The organism is Dictyobacter alpinus, from assembly GCF_003967575.1.
GTDB classification, from domain to species: Bacteria; Chloroflexota; Ktedonobacteria; order Ktedonobacterales; family Ktedonobacteraceae; genus Dictyobacter; species Dictyobacter alpinus.
On the sequence record NZ_BIFT01000002.1, the window covers coordinates 628,096 to 645,866 of the forward strand.

Genomic DNA, 17,771 nt, shown 5'->3' on the forward strand with positions numbered 1-17,771 from the left:
CCTCAACGAAACAGGAAGGAGCAGCAACGAATCTACCCCTGGAACTCCTCATCAGGAGTGTTGCAAGGCATGGGCCGAGAAGGCGTTACACTCCCTTGCCAGTTACAAGTTGCTCAACGTAGCAACAGCCCCCGGTAAAAAGCCTTGACAGGGGTGCTTTTATCTTGTATACTAATTTTAACCATTGGTAAATAAATAAACAAAGGTAAAAATGTGGCAACGAAACAGAGACGTGAACGTGAACGGGCAGAGTTACGCCAGCACATTTTGCTGGCTGCACGCGAGATAGCGAGTCAGGAAGGATGGCAGGCTGTCACCGTCCGCAAGGTCGCAGAGCGCATTGAATACAGCCACGCAGCTATCTATGCCTACTTCGACAATAAAAAAGCGCTTCTTTTTGCGCTTTTGATCGAGGGTTTCGCGCTTTTGCAAGAGGAGTTAAGAAGGGCACAACGTGTTCCTGGTGCGCCAGAAGAGGTGTTACAGGGCGTCGCCCTGGCATACTGGAACTTCGCGCACACACACCCTGAGTTGTATCAGGTGATGAATGGTCTGGATGGCGTTCCCTTCGGGACGGATCAGACGCCAATTGAGGCGCGAGAGTCTTTTGCCCAGCTACGCGAGGCTGTCGTACGCGTTCTTGAACAGTCTGCCGACCTTTCGCATATCGATGTGAATCGTGAAGTTGATATGTTCTGGGCTGCGCTGCATGGTCTCGTCTCGCTTTCTATGGCTGGCCGATTGGCTGGCGATACGCAACGAGGAACGGAACTGGTTGTTTCCACTAGCGAGCGCTTCGCGGCAGCCTGGCACACAGCGTTTCAGTAACAACTTTTTTTTGCGCATTATTTACCAATGGTCAATAAATATCCTAAGGTTAGTATTAAAAGAAGCAAACGTAACAATGGTACATACGGTAATCAACAAACAGAGAAACGCCTGGGGTTTCAGGTCCAGTACGTTCCAGTTAGCATCTTTCATACCTATTGGCATCATCTTTCTAGGAATGAATGGGATGCTGCCAGTTTTGCCATACCGTTACACACTATCAATAATCATGCATTTCACACACGGAGAATTTGGAAGGAAGAGACGATGACAACACGACCAAGAGTTGATGAATCTCGCACGGTAGCTATCGCAGGCGCGAACGGCATGCTTGGGCACCATCTGGTGGAGGCACTACACGCTTCGGGGAATCGGGTCATTGCGCTGGTGCGCCAGCCTTCGGCACAGCACTTCACGTCTGCTGTAGAGCTACGGAGATGGCAGGCCAGTGATCCGGTAGCTCCAGTCGATGGGGCCGACGCAGTGATCAATCTGGTGGGCAATCCCATCTTTGCCAAACCCTGGAGTCCGGAACGCAAGCAGGAGCTCACCCAAACACGGCTGCTTGCGACCCGCTCGCTCGTAGAGGGTATCCGCAAGATCGGGGGAGAAGGACGCACCTTCATTTCTTCCACGGCCGTCGAGTATACGGGCGATACGGGAGATCGGCAGGTCGATGAGCAGGCGGCCCCTGGGACTGGAGGCTTCCTTACAGAGTTGACCCAGGTGTGGGAAGCCGAAGCGCAGCACGTACGCGAAACAGGCGCCCGGCTGGTGCTGCTGCGTCAGAGCCTGGTACTGGGACGAGAGGGAGGAACGTTAGCTGCCCTGCTCCCCGTGTATCGTAGCGGCTTTGGCGGCACGCTTGGTCCTGGGGGACAATGGTTCTCCTGGATTCATATCAATGATGCAGTTCGCTTGATCCTCCACGCCCTGGATCAGGAAACCATTACAGGGCCATTTATTAGCGCCAGTCCCAATCCTGTGACCAGTCGCGAGTTCGCCGAAACGTTCGCGCACACCCTTCATCGCCCCAGGCTCTTTCCCATGTCCAGGGGAATGATGCAGATGGTGTGGGGAGAACGGGCAGCCCTCTTTCTCGATAGTCATCGCATGGTGCCACAAGTGGCTCTCTCCACCGGATTTCAGTTTCGCTTTCCCACGCTCTCGGAGACTCTCTCCGACCTGCTGGGACCACATCCCATCCCCATAGCACAACTGCTGCAAGAGGCAAGTCGTAAATAGCATGCATGTTCGACAATTTTTAGGTAAAACCTGGGAAATCAGTGTGAAACAGAGAAATGTTCTCTCATACGTCTGAAAAAACCGCTTCCTCTCTGAGGCACTCTTTCCCAGAATGGTCAATTGTGTACGCATAGCTTGGACTGGAAATGATTACTAGAACGTTTCCAGTCCAGGCTATGCACGAGCAAGCACTGATCGAGGTGAAGCTCAATCTCTACAATGAAGCGGAAGTTTTTCTCCGAAGAGAGAGAGAATTGCCCGCTTCATTTCCTCATTGCTCTCCCATTTGTCACTGATCGATCAAACTCACGCCTCTCTCCAAATCCTGACGAGACCTCTGCTTTTAGTCATTTTTGACTATTCCAACTTCACCTATGCAGTATGCTTCCCCTCACGATAGTAAGTAATTTTCACCTTATGTGAAAAGGGGTTCGGGACTATGCTGAGCATACGAAACGTGTTGGGATTCTTTAAGGAGATGAATATAGTACTGCAACACATTCCCTTACAACCATTGTGTACTCTTCAATGGTCGTGTCACCTGAAAAGGGGTTCGAGAATATACAGGTGTTTGGTTTCACCCTCTAAAGAGAGTAAGACCATGTGCTTCAACCATCACCCATCACCTGGCAACCCTGACCCCTGGCATATGTTCATTCAGAGGAGTATTGAAACACGCTTCGAGTTGTAGTGCTGATCAACTGTAAACACAGAGGAACTACACCTTTGTAGCTCCATTTCTTTCATAGGCTCTTGGCCTACATTCCTACCAGGAGAAATCTTTATGTCTTTTCTGCGTTCCCGTATCATACCCCTTTTTGTTGTGATGTGGAGCTTTTTACTGATCGCGACAGCCTGTGCCAGTCCCGGAAACGGGCCCGTTTCAATCCCTTCGACTACGCCCTCAGTGACTGATATCCATGCGACTGCCTCTGCCAGCGCAATTTCAGGAACTCCTACGGTAGGTTCTCATCCGGGCGGCTCCTCCTCTCCCACGGTTCCACTTGGGGGCGTCCTTGGCAAACATACCACGTTCTATATCAATACCGACCATACCGATAGCGTCAATACCATTGCCTGGTCGCCCGATGGCAAATATGTTGCTTCAGGCAGCAGTGATAATACTGTAGAGGTGCTTGACGCTCATACAGGCAAGCAAGTGACGCTCTATAAGGGGCATACTAATCCTGTGCGCACCCTGGCCTGGTCGCCCGATAGCACCTATATTGCCTCAGGCAGTGAGGACATGACCGTTCAGATCTGGAAGGCGACCACGGGTGAAAAGGTCCTCAGCTATACCGGCCATAGCGGAAACGTGGAGGGCGTGGCCTGGTCCCCTGACGGAAAAGAGCTGGCTTCTGCTTCCTGGGATACAACGGTTCAGGTCTGGAATGCCACTACCGGCTCATTGATCACGACCTACAAAGACCACACGGATAGTGTCAATACTGTCGCCTGGTCCCCTGATGGTACTCGTCTGGCTTCAGGGGGAGCCGATACAACGGTCCAGGTCTGGAATGCTACTACCGGTCAGAATATACTGACCTTTAAAGGCCACAAAGCGACGGTGGACACTATAGGCTGGTCATCTGATGGCAAAGCGCTAGCCTCAGGGAGCGAAGATAAAACTGTGCAGGTCTGGAATCCGCAGACTGGAGCAGTCGAGGCCACGCAGGATGATCTGGGTCTGGTCTATTCCCTGGCATGGTCCCCCGATGGCAGTACAATTGCTAACGGGGAGCAACTGCAAACCTGGACGGTGGCCGATCCTAAAAACTCACTGGTCCTTTATAAGGAGAATGTTGGCAATATCAGATCTGTTACCTGGTCTCCTGATGGGAAAACGATCGCCTTTGGGGATGCATTCGGAAAAGTCCAGGTCTGGCACTTTGCTTAGTCCAACACGGACATGAACAGTGGCTCAACTCCATCCTCCAGACCTACCTTGTGGCGATGAAGCCACGAGGAAAGATGTTGCTGATTGCACGAGTAATCCCACCAGACCATCTGGTCTGGTGGGATCTTCCTCTCTTTAGAACCCCGATGTATGGATCCTCGATAGCAAATGATCGGTAATCGAACCAGGCTTCATAACCTTATCCGCGACGTTTACAGACCCGGCACATCTTCAATGTGATAGAACACCGTTCGTCCATGTGCTTGTGCCAGCGCGACCATCTCATCGGCTCCCTGCGAAGGGCCACCGATCCGCAGACAGGCATCGCAGCGTCCAACGAGGAGGCGTGCATATGGATGCATTATTTCGTTAAAAGCAGCATCCCCAATCTGCTGAGAGCCAGCTACCTCCATCAGAGGTAGCGCCATTGCCTCACCGGTAATGGGGATATGTCCGGCGCGGAACAAACGCAAACTGGCTTCGTTCATCGCGCGCAAATTCGCATTGATCAATTCAGGATCATCATTTGTCCCCGACCGGTAGGGACCTGCGACAAGAATCAGTAAAGGTTGGGTCGTCATCATTTTTCTTTTCCATTTAGAACGATACATCGAAACAATAAAAAATTCACCTTCCGCCCGCTCGCTCGCTCTTCACATGAGTATGGTAGCTCAAACTATCCTTTATGAGATATGAAAAAGGACCGCAGAAAGGAAATCATTGAGGCTATGGGTGATAATACTGCTCCAGAGCGTTTTAGAGAAGTGAAAAATGGTGGCGAAAATGACCCCAAGCACAAAAATGGAGATCACATTCGACCATGTCAGCGCGTGCAGCATTATCCAACCTGGCAAATGAATACCCAGAAAGAGCAACGATGAAAGGAGATTCGAGAGCCAGAAAGAAACCTTTTCTTGCAGCTTCTGTAAAATAAAACCGCGGAAAGGAATTTCTTCGATCAATCCGATCAAGATGGAGGTACTGAGGATGCTATTCCAGGTGACATATTGCATACTGAGATGCGGCCACCCGAAGCGCAGCACCATCCCCAAAAAATTCAGCAGGGAAAGCGTGAGGCCTATGAGTATGCCTCTTTTCCAGTATGTGTTGAGTTTCAAATAGACGATGGGATTGACATGATCAATATAGCGCAGATAAAGAAACACCGGGAGGACCCAGAGTAGCAATCTGACTCCAATATTGGCGAGCGCATATACCAGGGTTGCCGACCCCAACCCTTGCATAGATGGATAGATGAAATACACCCATCCAATCCAGAGGCCATAAAAAAGAAGAACGTAGACGATGAAAGGAGAAAAAGGATGGTTTGCATGCACGTTCTCTTGGTAAAGGGGATTTTCTTTTTTGTTCATGTGTTTTTTGCTCCATTGTTTTTTAGACAGCTGGCAGAGATGTTCCTCTTTTCATATGCTCTGTGCATCTCTGCTGCCAAACAAATCACTACGCATGGGAATAAAGTCCCACACGACCGGGGCAATGGATGGAGGTGAGGATAAGATTGGTAACCATCTTCTGCGAGAACCGATCGCGCACTAGAGTATAGCCATCTTCAAGCACGTTCACATAGGTAAAAATGACTATTTGCGCCAGGAGTATGCCATCTCTACTCGTTGAGCGTCTGAAATGATACGATGAAAGTACATCAAACCATAAGCAATTTTTGTTACCTGACAACGTCTATATTTTTGTTAGGTAACAGATAGTCAAAAGTAGAGGAGCCAGGATCGTGACTCAGAGTTCTCCACGTCTCTTTAAAGATATGCTTCTGTATGAACAGCAGGGGCGCGTACAGCTCCTGCGTGTTGGGACCCAGGCGTGGTACGATTGGCTCTCAAGCGCCTCGTTATTTACGATCACGAACGCTGCTGGTTCATTCACGGCTCGTAAGGAACGTGCCGGTTCAAAACGAGGTGGCTGGTATTGGAAAATGTATCATCGCCAGCAGGGGAAACTGCGTTCGGCCTATCTGGGTAAGACGGAGAGATTGACGTGGGAACACGTAACTGGCGTGATGCAACGCCTTGCTGATATCAGATCTCTTGACGACCGAAAGCAAGAACACAGGCATGCTGCTCCGGTGCCAGCGATAGCTCACGGGTCCCAGATTTCTTTGCCTCTCATTTCCCTCATTGGGCGCGATCAAGAGATTGCCCAATTAGAGGAGATGCTCTGCCAGCAGGAGAAGCGGATCGTGACGGTGACGGGTATGGGAGGAGTAGGGAAAACGCATCTGGCCCTGCATATCGCGAGAAAGCTTTTGCCTGCTTTTGCTGATGGAGTCGTTTTTGTCTCGCTTGAGTCAATAAGTGAAGCTGATCATGTCCTTGTGGCGCTTGCTCGTGCTTTAGGAGTGTCTGCGCGCGAGAAGTTGGCCATTGCGGCATCGATACAAACACTTCTGCAGCAGAAACATATGCTGCTGGTACTTGACAACTTTGAGCAGGTTGTCGCTGCCGCACCTCAAATTGAGAAGCTTCTCATGGCCTGTCCCCGGCTGGCAGTGCTGACAACAAGCCGTATGGCACTGCACCTGCGTGGCGAGCAGATTTTCCAGCTTGCTCCCCTGGCCTTGCCCGATCTCACCACGCCTGCCGATCCGGAAATCCTGTTACACTCACCGGCCGTTGCCCTCTTCATCCAACATGCTCAGACACATCTACCCTCGTTTCAACTGACCCCAGCAAATGCATCTTCGGTGAGAGCCATCTGTCATCAGCTGGATGGGCTGCCCCTGGCACTTGAGCTGGCGGCGGCTCGCCTCCCACTCTTTTCGCCGGAGGCTCTGCTGGCCCATCTGCTACCACGACTTCCTCTCCTAGCAGGAAGTCAGCAGAATTTACCGACGCGCCAGCAAACGTTACGTAATACCCTCGATTGGAGCTATCAACTGCTCGATCCTTCCGAGCAGCGCGTGTTTCATCTCTTATCCGTCTTTGTGGGTGGATGGACGCTACGCGCATTGGAGGCCGTGGCCCAGGCCTTTGATGGAGAACATCGAGATGTGCTACAGACGCTGACCTCTTTGCTGGATAAAAATTTAATCCAACGCAGTGATCTGCAGGCAACTGAGCCGCGTTTTCGTTTGCTTGAGACGGTGCGTGAGTATGCCTCCACTCTTCTCGCCGCTCAAAGCGAGAGCGAACAGATCGTCGCTCACGAAGCGCATGCCTCTTTCTATCTGGAACTTGCTGAAGAAGCTTCAGTTCACTTTGGTGATGTCCTTCATCTCCTGTTGCCTTGCCTGGAACCCGAGCACGCCAACTTACTGGCAGCTTTGCAATGGTTCCAGACGCATGGAAATATCAATGCGGCACTACGTCTGGGGAGCGCATTGGAATGGTTTTGGGCTGGAGGAAATGCCTGGGGGGAGGGACGATGGTGGCTTGAACAGCTTCTGGCTCAGAGCCAGGCGGAGATAAGCACAGAACGTGCGCGTGCATTGACGGTCGCGGGAAAATTAGCGCAGACGCAAGGTATATACGAGCAAGCCATCAGTTGGGGGAGTGAGGGACTGGCTCTTTTCCGTCAATTGGGTGACAATCAGGGCATTCTTGTGGCGTTGGGCCATCTTGCCTATACGGAGATCGATCGCGGGTTCTATGATCATGCGGTCCTCCTGGGAGAAGAAGCGTACGCCCTTGAGCAGCAAATGGGAATCTACACACGTGCACTCCATTGCACATTGATCCGAGCGCTTATTTTTGCGGGAGCGTATGAACGCGCTGCCTTACTGGTGGAGAACGTTCGCTCTATGAGTTTGCGTCAGGGAGATCTGACGGGCATGGCGACCGTCCATTTTGCGCTCGGGGCGATCGCGCTGGTTCGGAAGGATCTGTACGCGGCTCAATCCCTTTTGCAGGCCGCAAGAAATACCTATCAGGCGGTCGGCTTCATGCGCATTATCCTCGAAATCGAGGGGGTGCTCGCGTTTGTCGATGTGCAGCGGGGGGCGATAGAGACTGCAAGGAAAAAGTATCTGGAACTTGCCCGGCGGTGTTTCTCGCGCGAAACGACCGGAGATGCGCCCCTGGCTCTGGCATTAACATTGAGGGGGCTGGGAATCGTCGCGGCACGCCAGGGACGTCCTACAGAAGCCGTCAGGCTGTGGGGAGCCGCCGATCGGCTGAACAGAAATATGTTTCCATTTGAGCGGCATCCTTATGAAGTGGAGCTAAAGGCTGTCCGTACCCTTCTTGGGAAAGCCACATTTGCACGAAGCTGGGACCAGGGAACGCAAGTGCCAGCGGACTCGCTGCTCTCGGCTCAGGAGCATGGCATGTGGGAAGTAGAAGCAGAGGTTGCACACATCGCCCCCCAGTCTCCAGAGGTATCTTCCTCCCTCTTCGAGACATTCACCGCCCGCGAGATCGATGTCTTACAGCTACTGGTGCGGGGGAAGACAGATCGCCAGATTGCCGAGCAGTTGGTGATCAGTCCCCGCACGGTCAATACCCATGTGACGTCGCTCTACCGCAAAATGGATGTGACATCACGAAGCGCCGCGACCCGCTATGCTCTCGAGCATAATTTCTCCACACACGAGTAAAAAGCAGTGGTGCAGCGCTTTCTGCTCCGAGTTGCCTGCTTGTCCTCTCTGTCAGGTAACAATTCTCCTCTCCCATCTACGTACTGACCAATACGTTATTCAACGGATGTATGCTCCTTCTCACTTCTGGTACATTCTTTTCTGCAGGGGATGTATTCCTGCACCGCAAGCCGGAGGCCTCTATGACTTCTGGCGTACCTGAAGAGAAGGAGTGAAGAAAAAACGATGCTTAAAGCACACCTTGGTCATATGGCTTTGTTTGCCAACGATCCAGTTCATCTGGCTGAGTTCTACCAGAATCTTTTTGGGATGGAGATGGTCGGAAAGAGCTCTAATAATTCCAGTGTCTTCATTGGAGGAGGTTCTGTGAATGAAAATCACGAGTTAGCATTTATTCACAATCCGAAAGCGGCTCATATCGGTCTCAAAGTCGACTCGCCGGAGGATTTGCTGGCCTATTACCAGGAGATCAAAGCTCGTGGTCTACAGATTATCGCGGTTTGGAATCACGGTGCCACGCTTGGCATGTATATTCCCGATCCCGAAGGAAATGTCGTGGAGATCTATTGGAACACCGGCAGGGAAGATTATCAGCCGCCGTACTTCGGCCCACTCGATCTGGAAGATCAGACGCAAGAGAGCCTGCGCAAACTTGTGGCAGAGATGCCTTCTCAGCATGCTTCTCCCGAGAAGTCTCTTGAGCAGGCTCTTTCCTCTCTGGAAGAGAAATAGCTCTGGCCCGGCTTGCTCCAAATAACGCGGCGTTCTTTCCGTATGTTCACACACCACAAAGAGGATGGTTCTTTAGGAACATAATCCTGGGGGGCTGTTCTTTCCGGAAGGCAAAGAGTAGCTCCCAATAGTTACCTGAGAGGAAGGGAAGATTTCCATGTGGCTTACGCTGATTATCCAATGGTTTCACGTTTTACTGGGCATTTTCTGGTTTGGCAGCGTTCTGTATCTGAATGTGATCGTGATTCCGACCATCTTACGTTTTCCTGTTGAGCAGCAGCGCATAATAACGGTTCCCCTGGGCGCTTTTACGGAGCGCATTTTGACTCCAGTCTCTATTCTGGTCATTCTCCTGGGCATTGTCCGTGGCACCGTTCTGGGCCCGATTCACGATCTGTCCTTCTTACTGGGAACGAGCTATGGGATCACATTTCTGGTTGCCATGCTGATGACGATTGCGCTGGCCCTCTGGGGCACATTCGTCTCAGGTCGTGCCGCCAAACAATTGAATGAGATGCCGCTCACTGAGGGAATGCTGGCGCAGGGAACGACATCTGTGGCTTTTGCAACACAACTGCAGCGGGTCAAACTCTTTGTTCTGCTCGAACTGGTCGGCTTCTTCCTTATCTTTACAACAATGATTTTGATGGGTTTTGGAATATAATCCCGAGTGAAAGATAGAAATCGATGATTGATGATGTGATTTTTGAACAAGATGTCGCGATCCCGGTGCGCGATGGTGCTCTTCTCTCTGCCAATGTCTATCGTCCAAATATTGCTGGTGGGTATCCAGTAATAATGACCTGTGGGCCCTATGGCAAGGATCTGCATTTTCGTGACTTTAATCCTATGGCCTACACTCAGATTGCTGAGCATGGGCGCTATCTCAACTGGGAGACGCCCAACCCGGACTGGTGGGTTCCACGTGGCTATGTTGTGGTACGAGTTGATCAGTGTGGCATTGGCTCTTCTCCCGGAACACTAGATCTGCTTTCTCGGCAACAGGGAGAAGACTTCTATGATGCGATCGAGTGGGCGGCCAATCAATCGTGGAGTAATGGCAAGATTGGACTGCTTGGTATCTCGTATTATGCAGCGATCCAATGGCAGGTTGCCGCCATGCAGCCTCCTCATCTGGTGGCGATGATTGCCTGGGAAGGATTTGTTGATCTCTATCGCGACGCGATCAGGCATGGCGGCATCTATAGTAATACCTTCATTGCTGCATGGTATGCACGCCAGATCTTACCCGTTCAGCATGGTGTCACCCAGAATTTCTCGCAGGAAACGCTAGCCGCCAATCGCACAAATATTGCTGAAGCGTATAAAACTCATGTGCTAGATGATGAGTATTACCAGGCGTATACACCTGACCTGAGTCAGATTGTGACGCCGCTGCTCTCTGTTGCCAACTGGGGAGGAGCAGGCTTGCATCTGCGTGGCAATATTGAAGGCTATCTTGGGGCGTCATCTGAGTACAAATGGCTGCGTACCATTGTGGGCAATCACTATGTCCCCTTCTATAGTGAAGAAGGACGAGCCATACAAGAGCGCTTTTTCGGCTACTGGCTCAAAGGCCACGACAATGGCCTGCTTGCCGAACCCCGTCTCCAACTTGCTCTTCGAAGAGGAACCAACGTTTTCTGGCGCAACGAGAATGAATGGCCGCTGGCACGAACACGGTGGACGCGCTTCTACCTTGATGCCGTATCCTATCACCTGAGTGAGCAGGTACCAAATATCGAGGCAAATGTCAGTTATGCCGCTCCCCAGGGTGGTGTTACCTTTCTCGCAGAGCCATTCACTGTAGATACCGAGGTTTTGGGGCCCCTTGTCCTGCGGCTCTGGGTCTCGTCCTCCACAGATGATCTCGACCTGTTTGTGACCATACGCAATCTTGATGCTAGCGGAAATGAAATATATGGCATCGGTTCGATTGGCGATCGCGTTTCGGTCACGAAGGGCTGGCTGCGTGTCTCACAACGGAAACTTGATCCACAACGATCAACGCAGTATCGACCCTATCATAGCCATGACGAGATTCAAAAGGTGGTCCCCGATCAGGTGGTCCCTGTCGATATCGAGATCTGGCCCACCAGTATGGTGTTTGAAGTTGGTCATCGCCTCGCACTCGATATTGAGGCGCATGATGGAGATGGCTCCGGCATGTTTCTCCACAATGACCTGCATGACCGTTCCCCAGGGAATCTGACGGGAACAAATACCATCTCTACTGGTGGAGACTACCATTCTTTCTTGCTTGTACCAGTTATCCCTGAACGGTAACGCTCAAGGGGAACAGGCAATAAAGCAGAACAGCATGCGTCTTAGTCTGTGGGAGGTCGCAGGAGTGCGCTCGGTGATCTCCCCTCGGAATTGTGGAGTAGAGAAGGCTTAGGGTATACTATACGTCGGACAGCTGATTGCTACCATGATACGACGGTGTAAAGCTTTTTTCATAGTTTCAAAGGTACATGCCCGGATGGTCAACACAAACACAGACCAGAAGGGCTCCCTTTGATCCCATCGAAATCTTTTACAACCAGACGAAGAGATATTCCACACTCCCGTATTTGCGCCTGCTTGCCTCCAAACAAGTAATGTGCTTTGCCTACTATGTAGAGACGCTAGGATTTCGGGTGAGGATCAATGAAACAGGAAACAATGCAGCAAGAGCTGCGCCTTTCGGGGCGGCAGCAAGAACAGGCGCTCTTGTGGAGCCAGTTTGAGATATCTACGACCGGACATTTACGGGTCACCCTGGTAACTGGCGAACCAGGAATTGGAAAGACAAGCTTGCTGGAGAGCATTGGCCGGAAGGTAGCCCAATCTGGCGCTCTCGTATTGCGTGGAGGCGCTTCCCAGTCTGAGGGTATGCCCCCTTATTTGCCGTTCCTGGAAGCTCTAGGGAAGTATGTGCGCTCTGCTTCTCCAAACATATTGCGTGAACAAATAGGCCCGTTTGGTTCTGTATTAGCAACGCTTCTTCCAGAACTTCCTCTGCGCCTGGGTCCTTTTTCTGAAAGCTATCCTTTACTTCCCGAACAAGCACGTTTGCGGCTTTACGAAGCCATTGGGACATTTCTCGTGGCCATTGCTGCCTCGCAGCCACTTTTGCTACTCCTGGACGATTTACAATGGGCGGATTCTGCTACGCTTGACCTCCTCTCGCACATAGCTCGTCATCAACAGGAGGCTCGCATCTTCATTCTAGGAGCTTATCGCAAAGGAGAAGTCGCCCAGTCCCCGGCGTTTGAGCGAACGCTTGCCGAACTGATACGGCTACGATTATTCCTCACCCTCTCCCTAAAACCTCTAAGCAACGATGAATTGGCAACGTTATCTACCTCTCTCCTGGGTGCTTCTCTCGATTCAACGGCCAATACCTTTCTTGCCAGGCAAAGTGAAGGAAATCCCTTTCTAGCTGAGGAGCTTCTGCAGAATTGGCTGGACATCGCAGCACTGGTCCGCACAGAAAGCGGCTATCGTCTGCATTCCTCGATGGATGTTGCTCTTCCTTCTAGCATTGTAAACGCGGTACGACAAAGGCTTGTTCGACTCTCTAAGGACAGCATTGACCTATTACGGACAGCGGCAATCATTGGGAGAACCTTCGAAGGGATGCTCTTAGCCAGAGTTACATCACAAGAAGCAGAAGAGGTTGAGGAACGACTACAAGAGGCTGTACGGGCACATCTTATTCGTCCCGATCAGCCTGGTTTCTTTACATTTAGCCATGACACGATCCGTGCATGTTTGTACGATGAAGTTGGCCTGGTGAAGCGCACACGTTTACATACCTCGATCGGACACATGCTCCAGCAACAACTCAAACAGACGATGGCGGCGCCGGATGCTCGTTTTCTGGCGAACCTGGCCTTTCATTTCGCTCGGAGTGGGGAACATGCCCTGGGAGCCATGTATTCTCAACAAGCGGCGGAATCTGCATTCAAATCATTTGCTGCGGAAGACGCTCTCACTCACTATCGCACTGCTTTGAGCTTACTGGATCAAGAAGCTTTACCCTATGGATTCTGTCTCCTCGGTACAGGCGAAGCCTTCATGGCACTTGGTAATTTTCAGGATGCAATTCACGCCTTTGAACCAGCACTGGCATGGTGGAAAGCGCGCAGAAACAGCGAAGAAGCAGGAAGGGCTGCCTGGGGTCTGGGAAAAGCTTACTGGCGGCGAGAAGAAATCATTCTTGCACGTAGCGCTCTCCAGGAAGCAGTAGACCTTTTTGCGGAAAAGCCTGGGATCAATCAGGTGAGGGCTCTGATCGAGTTAGGTTCCCTTCTAGCTCTCAGTCTGCATCAGTTGACAGAAGCTCAGGGGGTTCTACAGCAAGCGCTGGACCTTGCTCAGCAATGTGGAGATCAGCATTTAATGGCAGCCACCCATCGAGCATTGGGAAGTCTCTCCTTGCGAGCAGGGGATGTGAAGGGCGCTCGGCAACTGCTAGAACTGGCGCTTGTGCAGGCTGCTAAGGTTGACGACGTCTGGGAGGCAACCGAAATCTGCGCGAGTCTGTCTCTGGCATATCGCTGGGCCGGTAATTTTGATCGCCAGCAGGAGCTGCTACAGCATTGGCTAATCTATGCCCGACGCTGCCATGATCCTTACCAGCTGCGTCACCTCTACTCCTACCTTGCTACTGGCTATGCGTTACGTGGTCTGAAAGCAGAAGCTGAAAATGCGCTGCAACACGCACAACAGATCGTTGAGCACCTTGACAGTCCTGAACCGCTGGCAATGCTTCAATTTACCCGCGGTAGCCTCATCGCGATCTGGGGAGATCTAGAAAGAGGTGAAGAATTGCTACGTCTTTCGATTGATCGCTTTCGTGCCTTAGAACCCCACTCTCTGGTCTGGTGGCTGGGGCAACTCGGGTTCATTCAGGCACTTGCAGGAAAGCAGGAGGAAGCGCTGACAATTCTTGACGAGTTGGAAACAATGATCGCCTCCTTGCCAGAAAGGGCAATGTCAACAGCCCATGTATTATGCTTTATGGCCGCTATCGCAGTATGGCTGAAACAACGCGATTGGGCCCTTCGCCTTTATCCACGGCTGGTTCCCTTTGCAGGTCAGATGCACGCGTTTTCGATAGATCGTTTGCTCGGTGAGCTTTCTACCCTCAGAGGTACCTTTTCGGAAGCACGAGCTTATCTACGGGTGGCAGAAGAGACGACCCGGCAAACCTCGTTCCAGGTAGAGCTCGCGTCAACCCTGGCAGCGCAGGCTGATCTTGAGCTGGCCGAACACGGACGAACAGGGGTTGCCGCCGCACGAACCCTGCTGGAAGAGGCCGCAAATCTATCCGCACGCATCTCTTTCTTCACACTGGAGCGACACCTCCGGGAGCGGCTTCGTCAGTTGGCAGGAAAAGGCACACGGCCACACTTACCTGCTGGCCTGAGCTTGCGCGAGGCAGATGTGTTGCGCTTAGTCGCCCATGGGAAAAGCAATCGCGAAATTGCCGAGGCGCTGGTGATCAGTGAGCGCACAGTGGCCAATCACCTGGCCAATATCTTTAATAAAACGGGTGTCGAAAACCGCGCTGCCGCCGCGGCATTTGCGGTCCGTCACGCTCTGCTTGAGTGATCGTTAAGATATACGTTTATGATACCTTTTGTATCCATATCGCTTGACATCGCTGATGGGGTAAACAATCAGCAATGTCAAGCGATATCCCTCTTCAGCAGGGAAGAATAGCTCTTCTGAGCAAGATTATAATTCGAAACATGTACCAACACTACTCTGGATAAAGGCATGGGGCAGTCTGTTTGCTAAACGATGAATGGCTCGGTAGCCTGTACAGTGCGTCGGAACGATGACTTCGGGGGCAAAGGCAGCCAGAGCATCGCACGTTTGCTGAATAATCGGTTCAGGCGTCATGCCAGCCAGATGGAACCCTCCTAGAATAGCATAAATCTTCTCAATACCGGTGATTTTTTGGGCATACCGTACAATGTTGACAATTCCTGAGTGTCCACATCCCGTCAGGATGACAAGCCCTTTATCGCGCACATGCAGCAGAAGGGCCTGGTCATCAAGAATGAGGGGATCCCATTCCCACTCACCGCTCCGCAACGCCTGCTGCCCTGGCATCCCTTTCTCAAACGCCGTCGTCCGATCGACCTCTCCGGTTACCAGAAGTGCCCCGCCAAGTAAAAATGAGGGCTGGCGATCCTCAACGATTTCAAATCCGACCCCTTGCAACGCGGATTTGCTCGTGGTTGGCAGCTCATATGGCTCAATCCCAGGAATAACAATACGACGACGATTCCAGAACTCGGGATGAATCAGCACCGGCAGATTGGCACGACCAAGCACACGGACGAGTCCATCCAGGCCCGTTGTGTGATCGGAGTGACCATGACTCAGCACCACTGTTTCGATATCTTTGGGGGATCGATCAAACACCTGCAAATTGTCAACCAGACCATTGGGAGTGGCCCCTGCATCAAAAAGGACATGGTGTTCATGCCCGTTCAGCGTGAGGGAAACCAGGGCGGAGAAGCCGTGCTGCGCCAGAATGGAGTCGAAGGCTTTTCCTCCCTCCATAAGGGGGGCCGGCACACGCAGTAATTCTGGCCCGAGCTTTGGCCGCTTCGCAGGTCCCTGGTCAGGAAGTAATCCATCAAAGAGATTATCCGCCAGAACAGAAATGGTTACCGCATCCACCATTTTTAGAGAAATATGCTGCATTCGTATTATTCTCTCTTTCTCATACTATTTCATGTGTCTCACAAGGAACCTATTCTCCCTTTTTTCACCTGATACCATGAAGAGAACCTTCCTCATCAGATGAGATAAGGGTTGCCAGTCCTTGCTGCATCTTTTTGAAGGGTAACATGTTTTGCGCACGCAAACATGGAGAGAAAAAACTATTCCAGTGCGCATTACGAGGGAGAAAGAAGGAACAGAAACGGTAGTCATTTTTGCCTATAACTGGCAAGGCGAGCAGAGATGAAAAATTCATCTCTGCTCGCCTTTTCCCTCGCATAAAAACATCAAACGATCTGGGGCATATGCTTCTGAGCTTCAGCGACGGCTTTGGCAGGATACTCATAATCCTCCAAATTGCCTGAAAAATAGGAATTATACGCTGCCATGTCGAAGTGGCCGTGACCGCTGAGGTTGAAGAGAATGACACGTTCCTGCCCCGCTGCTTTGGCCTCTAGCGCCTCGTTGATCGCGGCTCGGATAGCATGGCTGCTTTCGGGTGCAGGAATGATGCCCTCGGTACGTGTAAACTGAACTGCAGCCTCAAAGACACTGGTCTGGTGATAAGCATTGGCCTCGATAACTTTTTCATCATAGAGTAAGGAGATCAGTGGTGCCATGCCATGATAACGCAGACCACCAGCATGGATGCCGGCCGGCATGAAGTCATGGCCGAGCGTATGCATCCTGGTTAGCGGGGTCATGCCTACGGTATCCCCAAAGTCGTAGGCGTAGATGCCTCGTGTCAGGCTGGGACAAGCCATGGGCTCTGCGGCAAGAAAGCGTGTGCTCAGCCCTTTGCGGCGTGCTTCGCCAATGAAGGGGAAGGCCAGGCCAGCGAAGTTGCTGCCACCACCGGTGCAGCCGATGACTACGTCTGGATAATCGTCGGCCTGCGCGAATTGGAGTAACGCCTCCTGCCCAATGATGGTCTGGTGTAACAACACATGATTGAGCACACTTCCCAGCGCATATTTGACCTTGCCGCCGCTTTTCGCCGCGACCTCCACTGCTTCACTGATGGCTATGCCCAGGCTACCGGAGGAGTCTGGATCTTGTGCCAGAATGCTGCGCCCCGCCTCGGTCAGGTTGGTTGGGCTAGCATGAACCATGCCACCAAAGGCTTCCATCAGATACCTGCGGTAGGGCTTTTGATTATAGCTAACCTTGACCATGAAGATCTCAACTTCGATTCCAAAAAAGGCTCCAGCCATGGCTAGCGAGGAACCCCACTGGCCCGCGCCCGTCTCAGTCGATATTTTCTGAATGCCTTCCTGCTTATTGTAGAATGCCTGAGCAACCGCCGTATTTGGCTTGTGGCTGCCCGCAGGACTGACGCCTTCATATTTGTAGTAGATACGTGCCGGTGTATCCAGTGCCTGTTCCAGGCGGCGTGCCCGAAAGAGGGGACTGGGGCGCCACTGGCGATACACCTGTCGCACCGGCTCAGGGATCTCAATATACGGCTCGGTACTGACTTCCTGCTGAATAATCGCCATTGGAAATAGCGGTGCCAGATCAGCCGGGCCTATTGGCTGATGTGTACCAGGATGCAGCACTGGATCAGGTGGACGAGGCAGGTCAGCCACAATATTGTACCAGGTGCGAGGCATCTCATCTTCATTAAGGGTGTACTTGATATGCGTATTGTCGGGCATAGTATGCTCCTCTCTAAACAAAACAGGACGAACTGTAGCATTTTCGAGGTAGATAAAACGTTTTTTTCATGCGCTATCTCTTGCACTTCATCACTGACATCTGGAAGCCTGTTTATAG

Annotated in this window: 13 protein-coding genes; 8 read left to right on the forward strand and 5 right to left on the reverse strand. The window is 51.8% G+C overall.

Annotated features, from left to right (window positions below; genetic code table 11):
- Positions 1-213: 213 nt before the first annotated feature.
- The 3 genes from EL633_RS24870 to EL633_RS24880 all read left to right on the forward strand — a co-directional run bounded on the left by EL633_RS24870 (position 214) and on the right by EL633_RS24880 (position 3,970).
- Positions 214-828 carry a TetR/AcrR family transcriptional regulator gene (locus EL633_RS24870; protein WP_126629979.1) on the forward strand — a complete coding sequence of 205 codons (615 nt, stop codon included), beginning with the start codon at positions 214-216 and terminating at the stop codon, positions 826-828.
- A 267-nt stretch (positions 829-1,095) separates the two neighbouring features.
- Positions 1,096-2,073: a TIGR01777 family oxidoreductase gene (locus tag EL633_RS24875; RefSeq protein WP_161982414.1), complete on the forward strand. Its 978-nt coding sequence runs from the start codon at positions 1,096-1,098 to the stop codon at positions 2,071-2,073.
- Between the two features lie 784 nt (positions 2,074-2,857).
- Positions 2,858-3,970 (forward strand): WD40 repeat domain-containing protein, encoded by a 1,113-nt coding sequence (locus EL633_RS24880; protein ID WP_126629981.1) that lies wholly within the window; start codon positions 2,858-2,860, stop codon positions 3,968-3,970.
- A 212-nt stretch (positions 3,971-4,182) separates the two neighbouring features.
- On the opposite strand, the gene EL633_RS24885 is transcribed toward EL633_RS24880, so the two are convergent.
- Together EL633_RS24885 and EL633_RS24890 are read right to left on the reverse strand one after the other, a co-directional pair.
- Positions 4,183-4,554, reverse strand: a complete 372-nt coding sequence (locus tag EL633_RS24885) for a DUF4406 domain-containing protein (protein ID WP_126629982.1) — start codon at positions 4,552-4,554, stop codon at positions 4,183-4,185.
- A gap of 99 nt (positions 4,555-4,653) precedes the next feature.
- Positions 4,654-5,343, reverse strand: a complete 690-nt coding sequence (locus EL633_RS24890) for a CPBP family intramembrane glutamic endopeptidase (protein WP_126629983.1) — start codon at positions 5,341-5,343, stop codon at positions 4,654-4,656.
- Between the two features lie 374 nt (positions 5,344-5,717).
- On the opposite strand from EL633_RS24890, the gene EL633_RS24895 reads away from it, so the two are divergent.
- From EL633_RS24895 to EL633_RS24915, 5 genes are all read left to right on the forward strand, one after another.
- A complete protein-coding gene (locus EL633_RS24895) occupies positions 5,718-8,537 on the forward strand; it encodes a LuxR C-terminal-related transcriptional regulator (RefSeq protein ID WP_126629984.1) in 2,820 nt (939 codons plus the stop codon).
- A gap of 225 nt (positions 8,538-8,762) precedes the next feature.
- Positions 8,763-9,269: a VOC family protein gene (locus tag EL633_RS24900; protein ID WP_126629985.1), complete on the forward strand. Its 507-nt coding sequence runs from the start codon at positions 8,763-8,765 to the stop codon at positions 9,267-9,269.
- Positions 9,270-9,426: 157 nt separating this feature from the next.
- Positions 9,427-9,933, forward strand: coding sequence for a hypothetical protein (locus EL633_RS24905; protein ID WP_126629986.1), 507 nt, complete (start codon positions 9,427-9,429; stop codon positions 9,931-9,933).
- Between the two features lie 23 nt (positions 9,934-9,956).
- A complete protein-coding gene (locus EL633_RS24910; RefSeq protein ID WP_218027573.1) occupies positions 9,957-11,555 on the forward strand; it encodes a CocE/NonD family hydrolase in 1,599 nt (532 codons plus the stop codon).
- Positions 11,556-11,918: 363 nt separating this feature from the next.
- Positions 11,919-14,870 (forward strand): helix-turn-helix transcriptional regulator, encoded by a 2,952-nt coding sequence (locus tag EL633_RS24915; protein WP_126629987.1) that lies wholly within the window; start codon positions 11,919-11,921, stop codon positions 14,868-14,870.
- Between the two features lie 126 nt (positions 14,871-14,996).
- Here EL633_RS24915 and EL633_RS24920 read toward each other — a convergent pair whose 3' ends face one another.
- The 3 genes from EL633_RS24920 to EL633_RS24930 all read right to left on the reverse strand — a co-directional run bounded on the left by EL633_RS24920 (position 14,997) and on the right by EL633_RS24930 (position 17,653).
- Positions 14,997-15,977 (reverse strand): MBL fold metallo-hydrolase, encoded by a 981-nt coding sequence (locus EL633_RS24920; protein ID WP_126629988.1) that lies wholly within the window; start codon positions 15,975-15,977, stop codon positions 14,997-14,999.
- A gap of 64 nt (positions 15,978-16,041) precedes the next feature.
- Positions 16,042-16,251, reverse strand: a complete 210-nt coding sequence (locus tag EL633_RS24925; protein ID WP_126629989.1) for a hypothetical protein — start codon at positions 16,249-16,251, stop codon at positions 16,042-16,044.
- Positions 16,252-16,282: 31 nt separating this feature from the next.
- Positions 16,283-17,653: a TrpB-like pyridoxal phosphate-dependent enzyme gene (locus EL633_RS24930; protein WP_126629990.1), complete on the reverse strand. Its 1,371-nt coding sequence runs from the start codon at positions 17,651-17,653 to the stop codon at positions 16,283-16,285.
- Between the last annotated feature and the right edge of the window lie 118 nt (positions 17,654-17,771).